12 protein-coding genes and 1 tRNA gene are annotated in these 15,768 nt (G+C 65.1%); 1 reads left to right on the top strand and 12 read right to left on the bottom strand.

Features of this window, described 5'->3' with window-relative positions; translation table 11 throughout:
• Position 1 precedes the first annotated feature (1 nt).
• From DND132_RS05330 to DND132_RS05275, 11 genes are all read right to left on the bottom strand, one after another.
• Positions 2 to 1,072, bottom strand: a complete 1,071-nt coding sequence (locus DND132_RS05330; RefSeq protein WP_014321681.1) for an agmatine deiminase family protein — start codon at positions 1,070 to 1,072, stop codon at positions 2 to 4.
• A gap of 49 nt (positions 1,073 to 1,121) precedes the next feature.
• Positions 1,122 to 2,564 (bottom strand): aminobutyraldehyde dehydrogenase, encoded by a 1,443-nt coding sequence (locus DND132_RS05325; RefSeq protein ID WP_014321680.1) that lies wholly within the window; start codon positions 2,562 to 2,564, stop codon positions 1,122 to 1,124.
• An 11-nt stretch (positions 2,565 to 2,575) separates the two neighbouring features.
• Complete coding sequence (locus DND132_RS05320) at positions 2,576 to 3,931, bottom strand: putrescine aminotransferase (RefSeq protein ID WP_014321679.1); 1,356 nt, start codon at positions 3,929 to 3,931, stop codon at positions 2,576 to 2,578.
• A gap of 60 nt (positions 3,932 to 3,991) precedes the next feature.
• Positions 3,992 to 5,548 carry an amidohydrolase gene (locus DND132_RS05315; protein WP_014321678.1) on the bottom strand — a complete coding sequence of 519 codons (1,557 nt, stop codon included), beginning with the start codon at positions 5,546 to 5,548 and terminating at the stop codon, positions 3,992 to 3,994.
• Positions 5,549 to 5,597: 49 nt separating this feature from the next.
• Positions 5,598 to 6,638, bottom strand: coding sequence for a polyamine ABC transporter substrate-binding protein (locus tag DND132_RS05310; RefSeq protein ID WP_014321677.1), 1,041 nt, complete (start codon positions 6,636 to 6,638; stop codon positions 5,598 to 5,600).
• The gene (locus DND132_RS05305; protein WP_014321676.1) at positions 6,631 to 7,452 is read right to left on the bottom strand and encodes an ABC transporter permease; all 822 of its coding nucleotides are present in this window, start codon (positions 7,450 to 7,452) and stop codon (positions 6,631 to 6,633) included. Before DND132_RS05305 ends, DND132_RS05310 begins: the two co-directional genes overlap by 8 nt.
• A 1-nt stretch (position 7,453) precedes the next feature.
• Complete coding sequence (locus DND132_RS05300; protein WP_014321675.1) at positions 7,454 to 8,374, bottom strand: ABC transporter permease; 921 nt, start codon at positions 8,372 to 8,374, stop codon at positions 7,454 to 7,456.
• Entirely contained in the window at positions 8,367 to 9,389 is a 1,023-nt protein-coding gene (locus tag DND132_RS05295) for an ABC transporter ATP-binding protein (protein WP_014321674.1), read from the bottom strand. Before DND132_RS05295 ends, DND132_RS05300 begins: the two co-directional genes overlap by 8 nt.
• A gap of 10 nt (positions 9,390 to 9,399) precedes the next feature.
• Entirely contained in the window at positions 9,400 to 11,172 is a 1,773-nt protein-coding gene (locus tag DND132_RS05290) for an aldehyde ferredoxin oxidoreductase family protein (RefSeq protein WP_014321673.1), read from the bottom strand.
• Between the two features lie 4 nt (positions 11,173 to 11,176).
• Positions 11,177 to 12,478, bottom strand: coding sequence for a 4-aminobutyrate--2-oxoglutarate transaminase (gene gabT / locus DND132_RS05285; protein WP_014321672.1), 1,302 nt, complete (start codon positions 12,476 to 12,478; stop codon positions 11,177 to 11,179).
• 386 nt (positions 12,479 to 12,864) lie between these two features.
• Positions 12,865 to 14,601 (bottom strand): sigma 54-interacting transcriptional regulator, encoded by a 1,737-nt coding sequence (locus DND132_RS05275; RefSeq protein WP_014321671.1) that lies wholly within the window; start codon positions 14,599 to 14,601, stop codon positions 12,865 to 12,867.
• A gap of 283 nt (positions 14,602 to 14,884) precedes the next feature.
• Here DND132_RS05275 and DND132_RS05270 point away from each other — a divergent pair, with 283 nt between their 5' ends.
• Positions 14,885 to 15,619 (top strand): substrate-binding periplasmic protein, encoded by a 735-nt coding sequence (locus DND132_RS05270; RefSeq protein WP_014321670.1) that lies wholly within the window; start codon positions 14,885 to 14,887, stop codon positions 15,617 to 15,619.
• 64 nt (positions 15,620 to 15,683) lie between these two features.
• Here the strand turns inward: DND132_RS05270 and DND132_RS05265 are convergent.
• Positions 15,684 to 15,759, bottom strand: a tRNA-Ala gene (locus DND132_RS05265).
• Positions 15,760 to 15,768 lie beyond the last annotated feature (9 nt).

The raw sequence follows: 15,768 nt of genomic DNA, 5'->3' as shown, positions 1-15,768 counted from the left end.
CCTAGAATACCGGCAGGGGCGTGCCCTTGGGTTGCTGCTGGGTGATGCAGTGGATGCCGCCGCCCCCGGCGAAGATGTCCAGGCACGGGAGCTGGATCACCTCGTGGCCGGGGAAGGCCTCGCACATCAGCCTGTACGCCGTCTCGTCCATGGGGTCGTCGAAGGAGGACATGACGATGCCGCCGTTGGCGATGTAGAAGTTGATGTAGCTCAGGTCCATGCGCCAGTCGCCGTTGAAGCGCGGCGCGGGCTGGGGCATACGGATGATCTCGAAGGACCGGCCGCGCGCGTCCGTGGTTGTTTCGAGCCGCTGTATGGCGTCCCGCGAGACCTTGTAATTGGCGTCGTCCGGGTCGGTGCAGTCGTGGACCATGACCACGCCGGGCCGGACGAAGCAGGCCAGGATGTCCACGTGGCCGTTGGTCTCGTCGTCCTCCAGCCCGTTGCCGAGCCAGACGACCTTTTCCGTGCCCAGGTAGGCGGCGAACAGGGCCTCGAAGTCGCCCTTCGAGAAGCCCGCGTTGCGCCGGGGGTCGAACTGGACCTGCTCCGTGGTCAACAGGGTGCCCTCGCCGTCCGAGTGGATGCCGCCGCCCTCGATGATGCAGGGCGCGGCGTAGCGGCGCATGGACAGGTGTTCGAGCACGGCCTGGGCCATGGGCTCGTCGTACTTGCCCTCATACCGGGCGATGTGGCCCCAGTCGTTGAAGACCCAGTCCACGCCGGCCACGCCGCCCCTGCCGTCGATGACGAAGGTCGGGGCCGAGTCGCGCGCCCAGGAGTCGCGGGTGTCCATGGGCACCAGGGTCACGGCGTCGCCGCACAGGGCCTTGGCCTGGGCCATGAGTTCGGGGCGGCACATCATGTACACCGGCTCGAACCGGCTGATGGCCTTGGCCACTTCGGCGTAGGCAAGACGGGGCTTGTCCATGCCGAAGGGCCAGGCCGACGGCTTGCACGGCCAGATCATCCAGGTGGCCTCGTGCTCGGCCCATTCGCCGGGCATGAAGAGCCCGTCGCAGGCCGGTGCGCGGACCGGGACGCGGATGGGGGTAACGGGGGTGTTCGCCATGTCGCTCTCTGCCTGCCTCGGGCAGGCGGTTGAATGTTTTTTCGCGCCGCTAGACGGCGTTGTTGATCATCACGTGCTTGGTCACCAGGTAGTCGCCCACGGCCTCGGCGGACAGATCCTTGCCGAAACCGGACTGCTTGAACCCGCCGTGCGGGGTCTCGGAGGCCAGGGGCAGGTGGTCGTTGACCCAGACCGTGCCGAACTCCAGGGCCTTGGCCACGCGCATGGTCCGGGCCACGTCTTTGGTGAACACGGACGACGCCAGGCCGAAGACCACGTCGTTGCCCATGGCGATGGCCTGGGCCTCGTCGTCGAAGGTCTGGATGGTGATGACCGGGCCGAAGACCTCCTGCTGGACGATCTCGGAGTCCTGGCGCACGTCGGTGATGACCGTGGGGGTGTAGAAGTGGCCGGGCCGGTCGATGGCCTGGCCGCCGCAGAGCACGGTGGCCCCGTCGGCCCTGGCGCGTTCCACGAAGCCGGAGACCATCTCCAGGTGGCGGCCGGAGATCATGGAGCCCATCTGGGTGGCGTCGTCAAAGGGATCGCCGACCACGATCTTCTTCATGGCCTCGGCCATGACGTTGCAGACCTGCTTCTCGACGGATTTGTGGCAGATGATGCGCGTGGCGGCGGTGCAGTCTTGGCCGGAGTTGCAGATGGCCGCGATGGACAGTTTCTCGGCCACGAGGTCGATGTTCGCGTCGCTGAAGACCAGGCACGGGGCCTTGCCGCCCAGCTCCAGGTGGACCCGCTTGACCGTGTCGGCGCAGCTCTTCATGACCGACTTGCCGGTCTCGGTGGCTCCGGTCAGGGAGACCATGCGGATGTCCGGATGGCTGGTCAGGATGTGGCCCACGGAACCCGCGACCACGTTGACCACGCCGTCGGGGATGCCCGCCTCGGCGGTCAGTTCGCCGAGCATGAGCGAGGTGCGCGGGGTCAGGGAGGCGGGCTTGAGCACGGCGGTGCAGCCCGCGGCCAGGGCCGGGCCGAGTTTCCACACGCCCATGAGCAGGGGGTAGTTCCACGGGGCGATCTGGCCCACCGGACCCACCGGGTCGCGGCGGTACAGGGAGGTGTAGCCCGGCGCGTACTCGCCCGCGTGGTGGCCGCCGGTGTCGCGGGCGGCCGTGGCGAAGAAGCGCAGGTTGTCGATGCAGAAGGGCAGGTCCGCCCCCAGGCTGAGGAAGGCGAAGGGCTTGCCCGTGTCCTCGGATTCGATGCGGGCGAACTCCTCCTTGCGGGCCTCGAGCAGGTCGGCCAGCTTCCACAGGCACTTGGACCGTTGGGACGGGGTCAGGCCGGACCAGCGGCCGTCCTCGAAGGCGGTCTTGGCCGCGGCCACGGCCTTGAGCACGTCCTTTTCACCGGCCTTGGCCACAGTGGCGGCCACTTCGCCGGTCGCGGGATTCTCCACTTCCAACACGCCGCCGTCGGCTGCGTCGGTCCACTGGCCGTTGATCCAAAGCTTCATCTCGTTCGTGTTCATGGGAATCCTCCTTAGCTGACGGGCAGCGATTTAAAGACGTCTTCCATTCTGTTCAGGGCTTCGTCAAGCAGTTCCATGGGAATGTTCAGGGCGGGCTCGAAGCGGATGCACCGGGCGTTGGTCAGGGTCCCGGCGGTGATCACGCCGCGCGCGAACAGGCCGGAGGCCACGTGGTAGCCGATCTCGTCGTCCATGAAGTGCATGCCGATGAGCAGCCCCTTGCCGGTGACCTCCTTGAGGATGCCCGGGTGTCTTTCGGACAGTTCGGCCAGGCGGGCCTTGACATACTCGCCCTTCTGGGCGGCCTGGGCGGGCAGGTTCTCCTCGTGCATGACCGTGATGGCGGCCAGGGCCGAGGCGCAGGCCAGGGGGTTGCCGCCCGTGGTGGTGGTGTGCATGAACGGGTTGGGCTCCATGACCTCCCAGAACTTGGGGGTGGAGAAGAAGCCGGACATGGGCACCACGCCGCCGCCGAGCGCCTTGCCGAAGCACATGATGTCCGGGGCCACGTCCCAGTGGTCCACGCCGAATATCTTGCCCGTGCGGCCGAAGCCGGTCTGGACCTCGTCGGCGATGAGCAGCACCTCGTACTTGTCGCAGACCTCGCGCAGGCCGGGCCAGAATTCGTCGGGCGGGACGATGGCTCCGGCCTCGCCCTGGATGGGCTCGGCCACCACGGCGGCGATGTCGTCGCCCACGGCGGCCGCGTACTTCAGCTCATGCTCCACGGCCTCCAGGTCGCCGAAGGGCACGTGGCGCATGCCTTCGAGCAGGGGCAGCAGCGGGGCGCGGTAGTCGGTCTTGCCCATGAGCGACAGGGAACCCAGCGTCTTGCCGTGGAACCCCTTGAGCATGGAGATGAAGCCCTTCTTGCCGGTGTAGAACTTGGCCAGCTTCATGGCCCCTTCCACGGCCTCGGTGCCGGAGTTGGCGAAGAAGCCGTACTGGATGTCGCCGGGGGTCAGCTTGGCGATGATCCGGGCGAGCTTGGCGCGCAGGGGGTCGAGCATCTCCTGGGAGTACTGGGGCGAGCGGTCGAGCTGAGCCTTGACCGCCTCCACGATCCTGGGGTGGCGGATACCGTAGCTGTACAGGCCGAACCCGCCGAGGATGTCGATGTACTCGCGATCCAGGGCGTCCTTGAGGATGGACCCCTGGCCCATCCACTCGGTCACGGCGAACTCGCCCGCCTCGGTCACGGACTTGCGGTACTCCAGGAACCCCTTGTTGATGTAGTCGCGGAAGTTCTCCACGGTCTCGGTGGCGATGTTTTGGCGCTCCTCCAGGGAGACACTGCCCACAGGCTTCGTAATAATATCAATAAATTCAGTTGCTTCCTTAAATGCTTCGTCAATGTTACGGGTCATGATTCCACTCCGTGTTTCTGGTGGTGCTTTCGGGACTTCGGTCAGGGATGGGGGGAGCGGTCAGGCCGCGGGCCCGTCCCTGGGATCTTCCACCGGTTTGCCTTCCACGACGGTCTTGACGATCTTGATCTCGCGGATGGTTTCCGGGGGTACCTCTGTCGGGTCGGCGCTCAGAATCACCAGGTCGGCGATCTTGCCCGGTTCGATGCTGCCACGATTGGCCTCGTCAAAGGCGCTGTAGGCGGCGTCGATGGTGAACATGCGAATGGCCTCCATCGGGGTAAGGCGTTCCTCCTCGATGGGGTGGAGCACGGCGGTCTGGATGCCGGTGAGCGGGCCGTGCGGGGTGACCGGGCAGTCGGAGCCGCCGGTCATGATGACGTTGTTGTCGAGCATGGTCCGGTAGGGATGCATCCAGCGCAGCCGGTCCCAGCCGAAGCGTTTTTCGTAGTCTTCCATATCCACCAGGTAGTGGATGAAGGCGGGCTGCATGCCCGCCAGGATGCCCGCCCGGCCCATGCGCTCCACCTGGTCCACGGTGGGGATCTCGCAGTGCTCGATGCGGTGGCGGTGGTCGGCGCGGGGGTAGGCCGCGATGGCCTTTTCCATGGCGGACAGGACCTGTTCGATGGCCCTGTCGGTCTCGCAGTGCACGGCCACCTGGAGCCCGGCCTTGTGCGAGGCGAGGACGAAGGCGTCCATCTCCTCCTGGGTGAAGTTCAGGGTCCCGCGGTTGCCCGGTTGGTTCAGGTAGGGCTCGAACAGGGCCGCTGTGTAGGCGTCGATGGCACCGTCGGCGCAGATGCAGCCGCCGATGCGCGTGAGCCCCATGCCCACGGTCTCGTCCACGTCCATGACCTGGTTCCAGAGAACCACGTTGACCGGGAGTTTGTCCAGATTGTCGTGGACGATGCGGGTGTCGCCCGGTCCGAAGCCGCCGCCCTCCAGGCAGTGCAGGGTGGTGATGCCCTGCTTGAGGGCCGCTTCGCACGCCTTGCGGAAGCTCGCGAGTTTGACCTCCACCGGGGTGCGCGTGGACACGGCCGGGAAGATGAAGTCGGGCGCGCCGGGGTCGCGGACCACGCCGGTGGGTTCGCCGTTCGGTTTAAGGTCCATGCCCGGCAGGTCGGCGGGCGGGGCCAGGATTTCCAGCGCCAGGGAGTTCAGGGCGCACATGTGCCAGGAGGAGTGCACGATCATGACCGGGTTGTCGGCGCAGACCGCGTCCAGCTCCTCCTTGATGGGCATCCGCCCTTCCTCGAGGGAGAAGTCGTTGAGGGTGTAACCGAGGACCCAGGCACCGGGCGCGGCGATGGTTGCCGCCTCCCGGACCTTCTCGAAAACGGTTCTGAGGGTCCTGGTACCCTGGAAGTCGATACCGTTCAGGACCTGGCCGGTCAGGCCGAGGTGCTGGTGGGTGTCGATGAAACCGGGCAACACCGTTTTGCCCTTGAGGTCGGTGACCGGCCAGCCCGCCTCGGCGAGGTCGGCCATGTCGTCGTTTGCGCCGACCCGGAGGATGCGGCCGTTTTCCACGGCCATGGCTTCGTACCGGTTGTCCCGGCCGTCCATGGAGATGATGTTGCCGTTGATGAGCAGATAATGGTCTTCTAGCATGATGAGTATGGCGGCCGGGGTGTGGTCCCCCGGCCGCCGGGTTGGAGGATTAACGGGTCTTAACCATGGTCCAGATCTGGTCGTACATCTTGTTGTCGTTGCCCAGGTCCTTGATGAACTGGATCTTGGACATGTAGGACTCGGCCGGGTAGATGGCCGGGTTCTTGAAGTCCTCGGGGGTGATGTACGGGTAGGCCGCCTTGTTCGGGGTGGCGTACTGGGTCCAGTTGGACAGCTTGGCGCCGACCTGGGGCTCGAGCACCCAGTTGATGAAGGCGTAGGCCATGTCCGGGTGCGGGGCGCCGATGGGGATGGACATGTTGTCCACCCAGCCGATGGTTCCCTCGTTGGGGTTCACGAAGGCGCAGGTGTCCGGGTTGTCGGCCACGGCGCGCAGGGCGTCGCCGTTGTAGACGATAGCGGCCACGGCGGTGCCGGCCACGACCTTGGAGCGGCCGCCGGTGCCCACGTCGAAGCCGGCGAAGTAGTCGGACTTCTTGGCCTCGAGCATCTTGTCGAGCAGGGCCTTGAGGTCGGCCTTCTGGGTGGTGTTGACGTCCATGCCCATGGCGCACTGGGCGCAGCCGAGCATCTCACGGATGGAGTCGATGAAGATGAACGGACCCTGGCGCTTGGCCGGGTCGAACATGACCGACCAGGAGCCGTCGAAGTCCTTGAGCTTGTCCTTGCGGTACATCATGCCCAAGGTGCCCCACTGGTAGGCCACGGTGTACTTGTTGCCCTTGTCCCAGGCCGGGTCGATGAAGGTTTCCTGGAGGTTCTTCAGGTTGGGCAGCTTGGAGTGGTCGAGCTCCTTGAGCAGTTCCAGCTTGATCATGGCCGGGATGATGTAGTCGGACGGGACGACCACGTCATACTGGTTCTTGCCGCCCGCCTGGAGCTTGGCGACCATCTCTTCCATTGATTCGTAGTATTCCGCGCGCACCTTGATGCCCGTATCCTTTTCGAAATCCGTCAGGAAATCTTCGGGCATGTATTCGCTCCAGATGAGCAGGCGCATTTCCTCGGCCGCGAAGGCGGAGGGGACCATCACCAGGACCATGAGCATGGCCAGCAGCAGTTTACGCATCATCTCTCTCCTTTTCATTGAAACTGTTTGTTATTTTCTGCGAGGCGATCACCAGGACGATGGTCAGCAGCAGGCCGACCGTGGACAGGGCGTGGATCTTCGGCGTGATGCCGCGATGCACTTCCGCATATATGTAAAGCGGCAGGGTCACCGAGGTCGGCCCGGCCGTGAAGAAGCTGATGATGAAGTCGTCGAGCGACAGGGTGAAGGCCAGCATGGCCCCGGACACGATGCCCGGGGTGAGCATGGGCAGGATGACCTTGCGCAGGGTGTACCAGTTGGTGGCGTAGAGGTCGTGGGAGGCCTCCTCGATCTCGTTGTTGAAGGCCGCCAGGCGCGAGCGGACCACCAGGGCCACGAAGGCCACCTGGAAGGTCACGTGGCCGATGATCATGTTCAGCATGCCGGGCTCGAAGGCCGAGGAGACGTAGCGCAGGGAGGCGAAGGCGATGACCAGGGCGCCCGCGAAGACGATCTCCGGGGTGATGACCGGCATGTACAGGTTGAACTCGAAGAAGGCCGAGGTCTTCTTCGACCACGGGAAGCGGCTCATGCCGATGGCCAGCGCCGTGCCCACCACCGTGGCGACGGCCGTGGAGACCAACCCCAGGAGCAGGGTGTTGCCCACGGCCTCGAGGATCTGTTCGTTCTGGAAGAGCTCCAGGTACCACTTCCAGGTGAACCCGTGCCAGGTCAGGCCGAACCGGGAGTTGTTCACCGAGAACGAGGCCACGGCCAGGAGCGGGATGTACAGGAAGGCCAGGGTGCCCAGGGCCACGGCCGGGATCAGGATCGGCTTGCGTTGGAACTGCATGCTAGACCACCTCCATCTTCTCGCCCTTGCGCCGGAACACGAACAGGCCGACCAGGGTCAGGGCCATCAGGGCCAGGGAGACCGCCGCGCCGAAGGGCCAGTCGCGGCTCTTGCCGAACTGCTGCTGGATCAGGTTGCCCACCAGCATGTACTTGGCCCCGCCCAGGAAGTCCGGGATGAGGAACATGCCCATGGCCGGGACGAAGGTCAGGATGGCCCCCACGGAAAGGCCGGGCAGGGTCTGGGGCAGGATGGCCTGCATGAACACCCGGCGCTTGTTGGAGTAGAGGTCGTGGGCCGCCTCCACCAGGGACCAGTCGAGTTTTTCCACGCTGGAGTAGAGGGGCAGGACCACGAAGGGCAGGAAGGCGGAGATCATGCCCAGGTAGACGGCGAACTCGGACGGGTAGAGCGGGCTGCCCTCCGGGACCAACCCCAGGGCGGCCGCGAACTTGGCGATGGGCAGGTCCGGGGACAGGACCAGCTGCCAGGCGTAGGTGCGGATGACCAGGTTGGTCCAGAAGGGGATGATGACCAGGGTCAGCCAGACGTAGCGGGTGGTCTTGGGCTTGCCCGCGATGAAGAAGGCCAGCGGGAAGGCGAGCGCCGTGCAGACCGTGGTGGTCACGAAGGCCACCCACAGGGAGCGGGCCAGGATGATCAGGTAGTCCGGGCTCCAGCCGAACATGCCGTAGCCCGCCAGCCTGCTGAAATTCTCGAAGGTGAAGATCCACTCGATCTCGCCGTAGCCGCCGCGCGTGGCGAAGGACAGGGCGATGAGCGCCAGGGCGGGCACGGTCAGAAACATGAGAATCCAGAACAGGCCGGGCGAGACCTGAAGCAGTCCGCGTCGCCGGAGCGCGCTGCGCGTGGTCAGCTCGCCGTACCAGATCTGGGTGTCGGTTTGCTTCTCGTTAGTCATCGATGGCCACCAGCGCGTCCTTGAGCAGTTCGACCCATAACTGGTCGCCCGCCTGGACCTTCTTGTGCGGGGCGCAGCGCATGCGCAGCCCGGCCGGTTCCAGGGTGATGTCCAGGAAGTTGCCGCGGTAGAAGGTCTCCGTGACCGTGGCCCAGACGCCGTTGGTCTCGGGCTCCTGGTCGCGCATGACGATGCCCTCGGGCCGGATGACCAGCGCTCCGCGTTTCCACTGGGGCGGGGAGGGCACGGCCAGCTTGCCCGCGTGGGTGATGATCTGGTCGTTGCGCCGCTCGGCGTCGAGGATGTTGGCCGTGCCGATGAATTCGGCCACGAAGCGGCAGTTGGGCCGGTCGTAGATCTGTTGGGGGGAGCCGTATTGCAGGATTTCGCCGTCCTTCATGACCGCGATGCGGTCGGACACGGTCAGGGCCTCGTCCTGGTCGTGGGTGACCAGGATGAAGGTCTTGTTCAGCTGCTGCTGGAGCCGCCGCAGCTGGATCTGGAGCTGGGTGCGCAGCTTGGCGTCCAGGGCGGACATGGGCTCGTCCAGCAGGAGCAGTTCGGGCTCGCAGACCAGGGCGCGGGCCATGGCCACGCGCTGTCGCTGGCCGCCGGACAGCTGGTCCGGGAAGCGGTCCTTGAAATTCGTCAGCTCGAGCATCTCGAGAATCTTGTTCACCCTGATGCGGATCTCGCTCTCCGGAATCTTCTGGGAGCGCAGGCCGAAGGCCACGTTGTCCGCGTTGTTCATGTGCGGGAACAAGGCGTAGCTCTGGAAGACCGTGTTCACCGGGCGCTCGTTGGCGGGCTTCTGGGTGATGGGCATCCCGTTCAGGAAGATGGAGCCCGAGTCGGCCTGTTCCAGCCCGGCGATGATCCTGAGCAGGGTGGTCTTGCCGCAGCCTGATGGCCCGAGCAGGGTGAACAACTCACCCTTCTGGACGGTCAGGTCAACGTTCTTCAGGGCTTGGACGTCGCCGTAGCTCTTGTGCACGGCGTATGCTTCAAGGGTCATATCTTTCCTCCTATTCGGCGGCCGGGACGGGCGGTACGCCCGATTCATCCCAGCCGCGCAGGCGATAGTAGTCATTGAGGAGGAGCGCGTACTCCTCGCGGGTTATGACCTGCCCGGTGGGCAGGGCCTCGTGAAGCTTCCTGGGCAGGCGGTCGTCCTTCGGGGTCAGCCCCTCGCGGACGTTGAACCGCCGTGTGTCGTCCACCACGCGGGCAGCGGCCCGGCGCAGGGTGGATTCATCCCAGGATTCTCCGGTGACCAGGGTGAGCAGCCGGGCCAGTTCGGCCCAGCCGTACATGTCGCGGTAGAAGCGGCACAGGATCAGGCAGTCGAAGACGATCAGCCGGTCCTCGAAATCCATGAGCAGGTCGGCCTTGCCCTCCACGGCGTCGGACGGGATCATCCCGGACAGCTCCGCCTTGTAGAAGGTGGTCCGCAGGTGGCAGGCCCCGCGCGGGGAGGTCCCGTAGGTCAGGCCCATGCCCTTGAGCACTCGCGGGTCGTACCCGGCGGGCTCGAGCCCCTTGACGTGCACGGCCATGTCCGACAGGCCGAGTTTGTCCGCCGCCTTGATGATGCCGTCGGCCAGCACGTCGCCCAGCCCCTCGCGGCCCGCGATCTGCTCCAGCAGGGCGGCGATGGTGGCCGTGTCGCCGTAGGTCAGGGGGGCGTCCAGGCGGCCCTGGCTGGAGGCCTCGGCGACCATGCCGCAGAGGTTGCCCGCCGAGATGGTGTCCAGCCCCAGACGGTCGCACAGGTCGTTCAGGTGGGCGATCTCGTCGATGTTGCGGACCATGCACAGCCCGCCGAAGGCGTAGATGGTCTCGTACTCCGGGCCCTCGATGGTCAGCCCCTTGTGCGGGCCGCTCTTGATCCGCGCCTTGCGGCCGCAGGCCATGAAGCACTTCAGGCAGGCGTGGGGCGTGACCTCGTGCTGTTCGTGGAAGGCGTCGCCGCTGATGCGTTCCCAGTGATCGCAGGACCCGGCCGACCAGTAGCGGCTCGGGAAGGCGCCCACGGTGTTCATCAGGGCGACCATCTGGGTGGTGCCCCGGGCCCGGTAGGCCTTGACCGCCGGGGAGTCGCCGTTGGCGGCCAGCAGTTCCCTGTTGAAATTCTTCAGGCCCTCGGGGTCGGCCATCTCGCGCCTGCGGTCCCCGGAAAAGACCAATCCCTTGATCCGCTTGGAGCCGAGCACCGCGCCCAGGCCGCACCGGCCCGCGCTGCGCCAGTAGTCGTTCTCGATGACCGAGAAGGCCACCAGGTTCTCGCCCGCCGGGCCGATGACCATGGCGCCGGGCCTGCCGTACCCCTCGCCCCTGGGGGCGTAGCGTTCGAGCAGGGCGTCCTCGGCGGCGTAGGTCTCGAGCCCCCTGAGCTGTGGGACCTCATGAAAATCGCAGCCGTCCGGGTGGATGGCCAGGACGGTCAGCACGTCGGCCGCGCCGGTCACGACGATGGCGTCGAAACCGGCCCGGTCGATGGCCTCCGGGGTTCGGCCCCCGGAGTAGGATTCCGCGTAGAAGCCGGTCTGCGGCGACTTGGAAAAGACGCCGTAACGGCTCGCCCCCCACACGCCCGTGCCGCAGCACGGGCCCGTGGTGATGACGAACCGGTTGTCCGGGGAGAGCGGATCCACCCCGGCCGGGTTGTGTTCCAGCAGCAGGCGCGTGCCCAGTCCCTTGCCTCCGGGCAGGGGCGGGCAGGCGTCCCCGAGCGGCTCGATGGAAAAGGTCCGCCCGGTGACGTCGATGAAGAGTATGCGCCCGTAGAGTCCTTTCACCGTGCTACCCCTTTACCACTTCGGCGAAGGCCGCTTCCAGGATGGACAAGCCCTTTTCCAGCTCGGCGTCGCTGATGACCAGCGGCATGAGCGTGCGGATGACGTTGCCGCCGTGGCCGCAGGACAGGATGATCAGGCCGTTTTCGCGGCACTTGGCCACCAGGGCCTTGGCGATGTCGGCGGCCGGGGCCTTGGTGGTCCGGTCGTGGACCAGCTCCATGGCCAGCATGGAGCCCAGACCGCGCACGTCGCCGATGCACTCGTACTTTTTGGCCAGGTCCTCGAAGGCGGCGCGCACCTTGGACCCGAGGGCGCGGGATTGGCCCGCCAGGTCCTCGGTCTCGACCACGTCGAGCACGGCCAGGCCCGCGGCGCAGCTGACCGGGTTGCCGCCGTAGGTGCCGCCCAGGCCGCCCACCTGGGGCGCGTCCATGATCTCGGCGCGGCCCGTGCAGGCGGACAGGACCGTGCCTCCGCCCAGGGACTTGGCCGAGGTCAGCAGGTCGGGGATGACGTCCCACTGCTCGATGGCGAACACGGTGCCGGTGCGGCAGATGCCGGACTGGACCTCGTCGATGATCAGCAGGATGCCGAACTCGTCGCAGATTTCCTTGATGCGCGGGAAATATTCCTTGGGGGGCACAACGAAGCCGCCCTCGCCCGCAACGGGCTCCAGGAGCACGGCGGCCACGCTCTCGGGGAAGGCCATGTCCACGAAGCTCTTCTTGAGCAGCTCGGCGCACTCCAGGTTGCAGCCGGGGTAGGAGCGGCCCACGGGACAGCGGTAACAGTAGGCGTAGGGGATGTGGTAGACCTCGGGGGCGTAGGGACCGAACCCGGCCTTGTAGGGCATGACCTTGGCGGTCAGGGTGGCGGTCAGCAGGGTGCGGCCGTGGAAGCCCGAGGCCGAGGCCACGATGGCCGGGCGGCCGGTGGCCCGGCGGGCGATCTTGACCGCGTTCTCCACGGCCTCGGCGCCGGAGTTGACCAGCACGGTCTTCTTGGCGTGGTCTCCGGGGGTCAGGGCGTTGAGCTTCTCGGCCAGGGCCACGTATCCTTCATATTGGAAGACGTGGTAGCAGGAGTGCATCAGCTTGCCCGCCTGCTCCTGCACGGCCGCGACCACCTTGGGATGACAGTGGCCCACGTTGTTCACGCCGATGCCGCCCGCGAAATCGATGTACTCCCTGCCCTCCACGTCGGTGACGGTCGCGCCCTTGGCGCTCGCGGCGAAAATGGGACCGGCATTGGACACCCCTCTGGGGACGGCCTTCTCTCTTCTCAGTTGCAGTTCTTCGTTCGTCATGATGATTCACCAAATATATTGTAAGAGTTGAAGTCGGAAACAGTCCCGTCTAAAGCAAGGGCTGATCCGTGTTTTAATAATCTTTTTATTACGACTAGTTATGCGAATTTAGTGGAGGCGGTCCGGTTTCTCTGTGATTCAAGATCAAATCAAACGTTTTTGCTATCTTACCGTAATTAAACAAGAAAAGTATGATTCAAAATCAAATCAAGCGAGATTTTAACAATACTGTCGCGACCATTTTGCAGATTCGCCTCAGGACGCAGGATTGCACCCCTTTCATTGCAAAAAAGTCAGACACCGTCATTGCCTCCCTTCAAACTGTGAAGAAATTGACAATAATGCCAAAACTGATCTTTCGGGAAATAGGCTGATTCAGTTATGAATCAGGAATTGCTCAGCTTGTAGCGCTGCATCTTGCGCACCACGGTGGGCTGGCTGACGCCCAGGAACCCGGCCATCTCGCGGGTGTTGGAGCATGCCTCCATGGCCTGGCGGAGCATGCGGCGCTCCAGCCGGGCCACTTCCTCGGGCAACGTGCCGTTTTCCATGACGGCGTCCTCGGTGTGGTCGAAGAGGTCCCGCAGGTAGTCGTCGAGCAGGTCGTCCTCACAGATGACCACGGCCTTCTTGATGATGCCGATGAGCTCGCGGACGTTGCCCGGGAACGGATATGACTGGAGCAGCTTCATGCCCGCCGGGCCGATGCGCTTGGCGGTCCGGAAGGCGGCGTTGAATTGCCGCAGGTAGTGGTTGATCAGCTCGAACACGTCTTCGGGCCGCTTCCTGAGCGGCGGGATGCGCACGGTGAAGGTGTTCAGCCGGTAGAGCAGGTCGCGGCGGAAGGCCTGCTTGCGCACCTGGTTCTCCAGGTCGCGGTTGGTGGCCGCGATGATGATGCAGTCCACGCGCTTGGGCCTGCTCGCGCCCAAAGGGTAGTACTCGTGGTCGTCCAGGCAGTTGAGCAGCTTGGCCTGCATGTCCAGCGGAATCTCGCCCACCTCGTCCAGGAAGAAGGTGCCGCCCGAGGCCAGCTCGAACAGGCCGGACTTGCCCTGCTCCGAGGCTCCCGTGAAGGCACCTTTCTCGTAGCCGAACAGTTCGGCCTCGAACAGGGTTTCGGGCAGGGTGGCGCAGTTGACCTGGATGAACGGCTTGCCGCGCCGGGGGCTGGTGTCGTGGATGAACTTGGCCAGCAGTCCCTTGCCCGTGCCGGAGTCGCCCATGAGCAGGATCTCCGAGGTTTCGAACTGGGCCAGTTTCTGGGCCGTGGCCATGGCCTTGCGCATGGCCGGGCTCTCGGCCACCACGCGGCTCTTCTTCAGTTCCATGAGGGACATGCCGGTCAGCTCGGCCTCGGCCTTTTCCTTGGCCTTGCGCGTCTGGGCCAGGGTGGTGCGCAGCTCGTTCAGGTCGGTGATGTCCCGTTCGTTCAGGACCACCAGCCGGATGTTGCCGTCCGTATCGAAGGTCGGCGTGCCGGTGACGATGAGCTGCCGTCCGGTGCGCGTGACCTGTTGCAGGACCGAGACCCGGCGTCGCTTGCGGATGACCTCCATGGTGGCGGACCGGTCGATGATCCCGTCCTCCACCAGGGCGGCCACGGGCTTGCCCACCACCTCGTCCGCCGTGATGGAGTTGAGGCTCTCCGAGGCGGTGTTGATGTTCAGGACCACACCGTGCCCGTCGGTCAGCCAGATGCCGTCGCTCGAGGCGTTGAAGACCGCCTCCATGTGTTCGGCCAGTGTGCGGTAGGTCTCGGTCCGGACCACCTGGTCCGGTCCCGGTTCGGGGTGCAGGGTCAGCAGACTGCCCACGGTCTCGCCGTTCATGACGATGGGGCTGCGCGACACCGAGTTCAGGGTGCCGTCGGGCAGCGCCACGCTCTGGGCCGCGCCCTCGTCCACGGCATCCGCGCCGTTTCCGTCCCCGTTGACCAGGGCGTCGGGCACCACCTGGGCCAAGGGCAGTCCGTGCATCCGGCCAGGCCCGAACCCGAAGGTCCGCTCCGCGTTCGGCGTGGCGTAGGCGATGAACCCGGCCGAGTCGGCGGCCAGGGCCGAGACGTCCAGATGGTTCAGGATGGAATGGAAGGGAATGTCCACGGGATGTGCTTCGGGCACGCGCCACGCTCCTGGGTCGCTGATGCAACAATGAATCGTGTTTTTGATCTATCCCATTCCCCGCCCGAAGTCATCAAAAAGCAGCACTCGTGCCTACCTGATATGTTTGATTTTCAAGAAAATGTCGTTGTCTTCCAGCGGTGCCGGGCAGCTCCATGAAGGGGTATTCCGATCATTTTCAGGCGGGTTTTTTCAGGAGATGACAATGACTTTCGGTCAATAATGGACAGTGCCTAACGCCTCGTATATGGTGGCGCCCTGATTCATCAACGAGGGAGAGTTCGTGTACAGGATCTTCGCTCTGGGCGTGTGTCTGACGCTGTTTCTGCCGGTGGCGGTTTTTGGCGGCGATTTCAATATGCAGGCCATTGTCTATCCCCCGTTGGTCTACGCCGACGAGGGCAGGCTGTGGGGCGTGGCTCCCGAGGTGATCCTCGAGATTCAGAAGGCGGTCGGCGACGACAGTCCTCTCCGGGAGACGCCCTGGTTGCGGGGCTACGAGCAGACGCAGAAGCTGTCCGGGCAGGCCCTGTTCGCCATCGTCCGCATCCCGGAGCGGGAAAAGCTCTTCAAGTGGGTCGGACCGATCTTCGGCGAGGGGGACTACTTCTTCAAGCACCGGGGCTCGCCGCTCAGGATCGAGACCCTGGACGACGCCCGGGAGGTCCTGCGCATCGCCGTGCGCAAGGACGGCTACACCCACCAGGCCCTGGCGGCCAGGGGGTTCACCAATCTCGACGTGGGGCCGACCTACGAATCCAGCTACCGCAAGCTGGTCCAGGACCGCGTGGACCTCGTGCTCATGGGCGAGCGCACCTATTACTATATGGTCAGGCAGGCCGGTCTCGATCCCGCCGAGTTCGAGCGCACGGACTGCAAGTTCGGGGATTCCGCCGCCTGGCTGGCCTTCTCCCTGGACGTGCCCGACGAAACCGTCCGAAAATGGCAGGATGCCCTGGACGCCCTCAAGGAAAGCGGCGTGTACCAGGACATCATGGAGCGGAATTTCACGCCGTGATTCCTGGGTGTTCGGCAAGAGGAAGCCCCGCCGCGATGACTCGCGGCGGGGCTTTTCGTATTCTTGGTGGAGACGAAGAGATTTGAACTCTCGACCCCTGCCTTGCGAAGGCAGTGCTCTCCCAGCTGAGCTACGTCCCCGTTGGTGGA

It is taken from the genome of Pseudodesulfovibrio mercurii, assembly GCF_000189295.2.
Taxonomy (GTDB): domain Bacteria; phylum Desulfobacterota; class Desulfovibrionia; order Desulfovibrionales; family Desulfovibrionaceae; genus Pseudodesulfovibrio; species Pseudodesulfovibrio mercurii.
This window is presented reverse-complemented; position numbering and strand designations above follow the sequence as displayed.

Excerpts from the sequence above, each read along its gene's own strand:
- DND132_RS05330 (WP_014321681.1), bottom strand. The coding sequence starts at position 1,072 with ATGGCGAACACCCCCGTTACCCCCATCCGCGTCCCGGTCCGCGCACCG.
- DND132_RS05325 (WP_014321680.1), bottom strand. The coding sequence starts at position 2,564 with ATGAACACGAACGAGATGAAGCTTTGGATCAACGGCCAGTGGACCGAC.
- DND132_RS05320 (WP_014321679.1), bottom strand. The coding sequence starts at position 3,931 with ATGACCCGTAACATTGACGAAGCATTTAAGGAAGCAACTGAATTTATT.
- DND132_RS05315 (WP_014321678.1), bottom strand. The coding sequence starts at position 5,548 with ATGCTAGAAGACCATTATCTGCTCATCAACGGCAACATCATCTCCATG.
- DND132_RS05310 (WP_014321677.1), bottom strand. The coding sequence starts at position 6,638 with ATGCGTAAACTGCTGCTGGCCATGCTCATGGTCCTGGTGATGGTCCCC.
- DND132_RS05305 (WP_014321676.1), bottom strand. The coding sequence starts at position 7,452 with ATGCAGTTCCAACGCAAGCCGATCCTGATCCCGGCCGTGGCCCTGGGC.
- DND132_RS05300 (WP_014321675.1), bottom strand. The coding sequence starts at position 8,374 with ATGACTAACGAGAAGCAAACCGACACCCAGATCTGGTACGGCGAGCTG.
- DND132_RS05295 (WP_014321674.1), bottom strand. The coding sequence starts at position 9,389 with ATGACCCTTGAAGCATACGCCGTGCACAAGAGCTACGGCGACGTCCAA.
- gabT (WP_014321672.1), bottom strand. The coding sequence starts at position 12,478 with ATGACGAACGAAGAACTGCAACTGAGAAGAGAGAAGGCCGTCCCCAGA.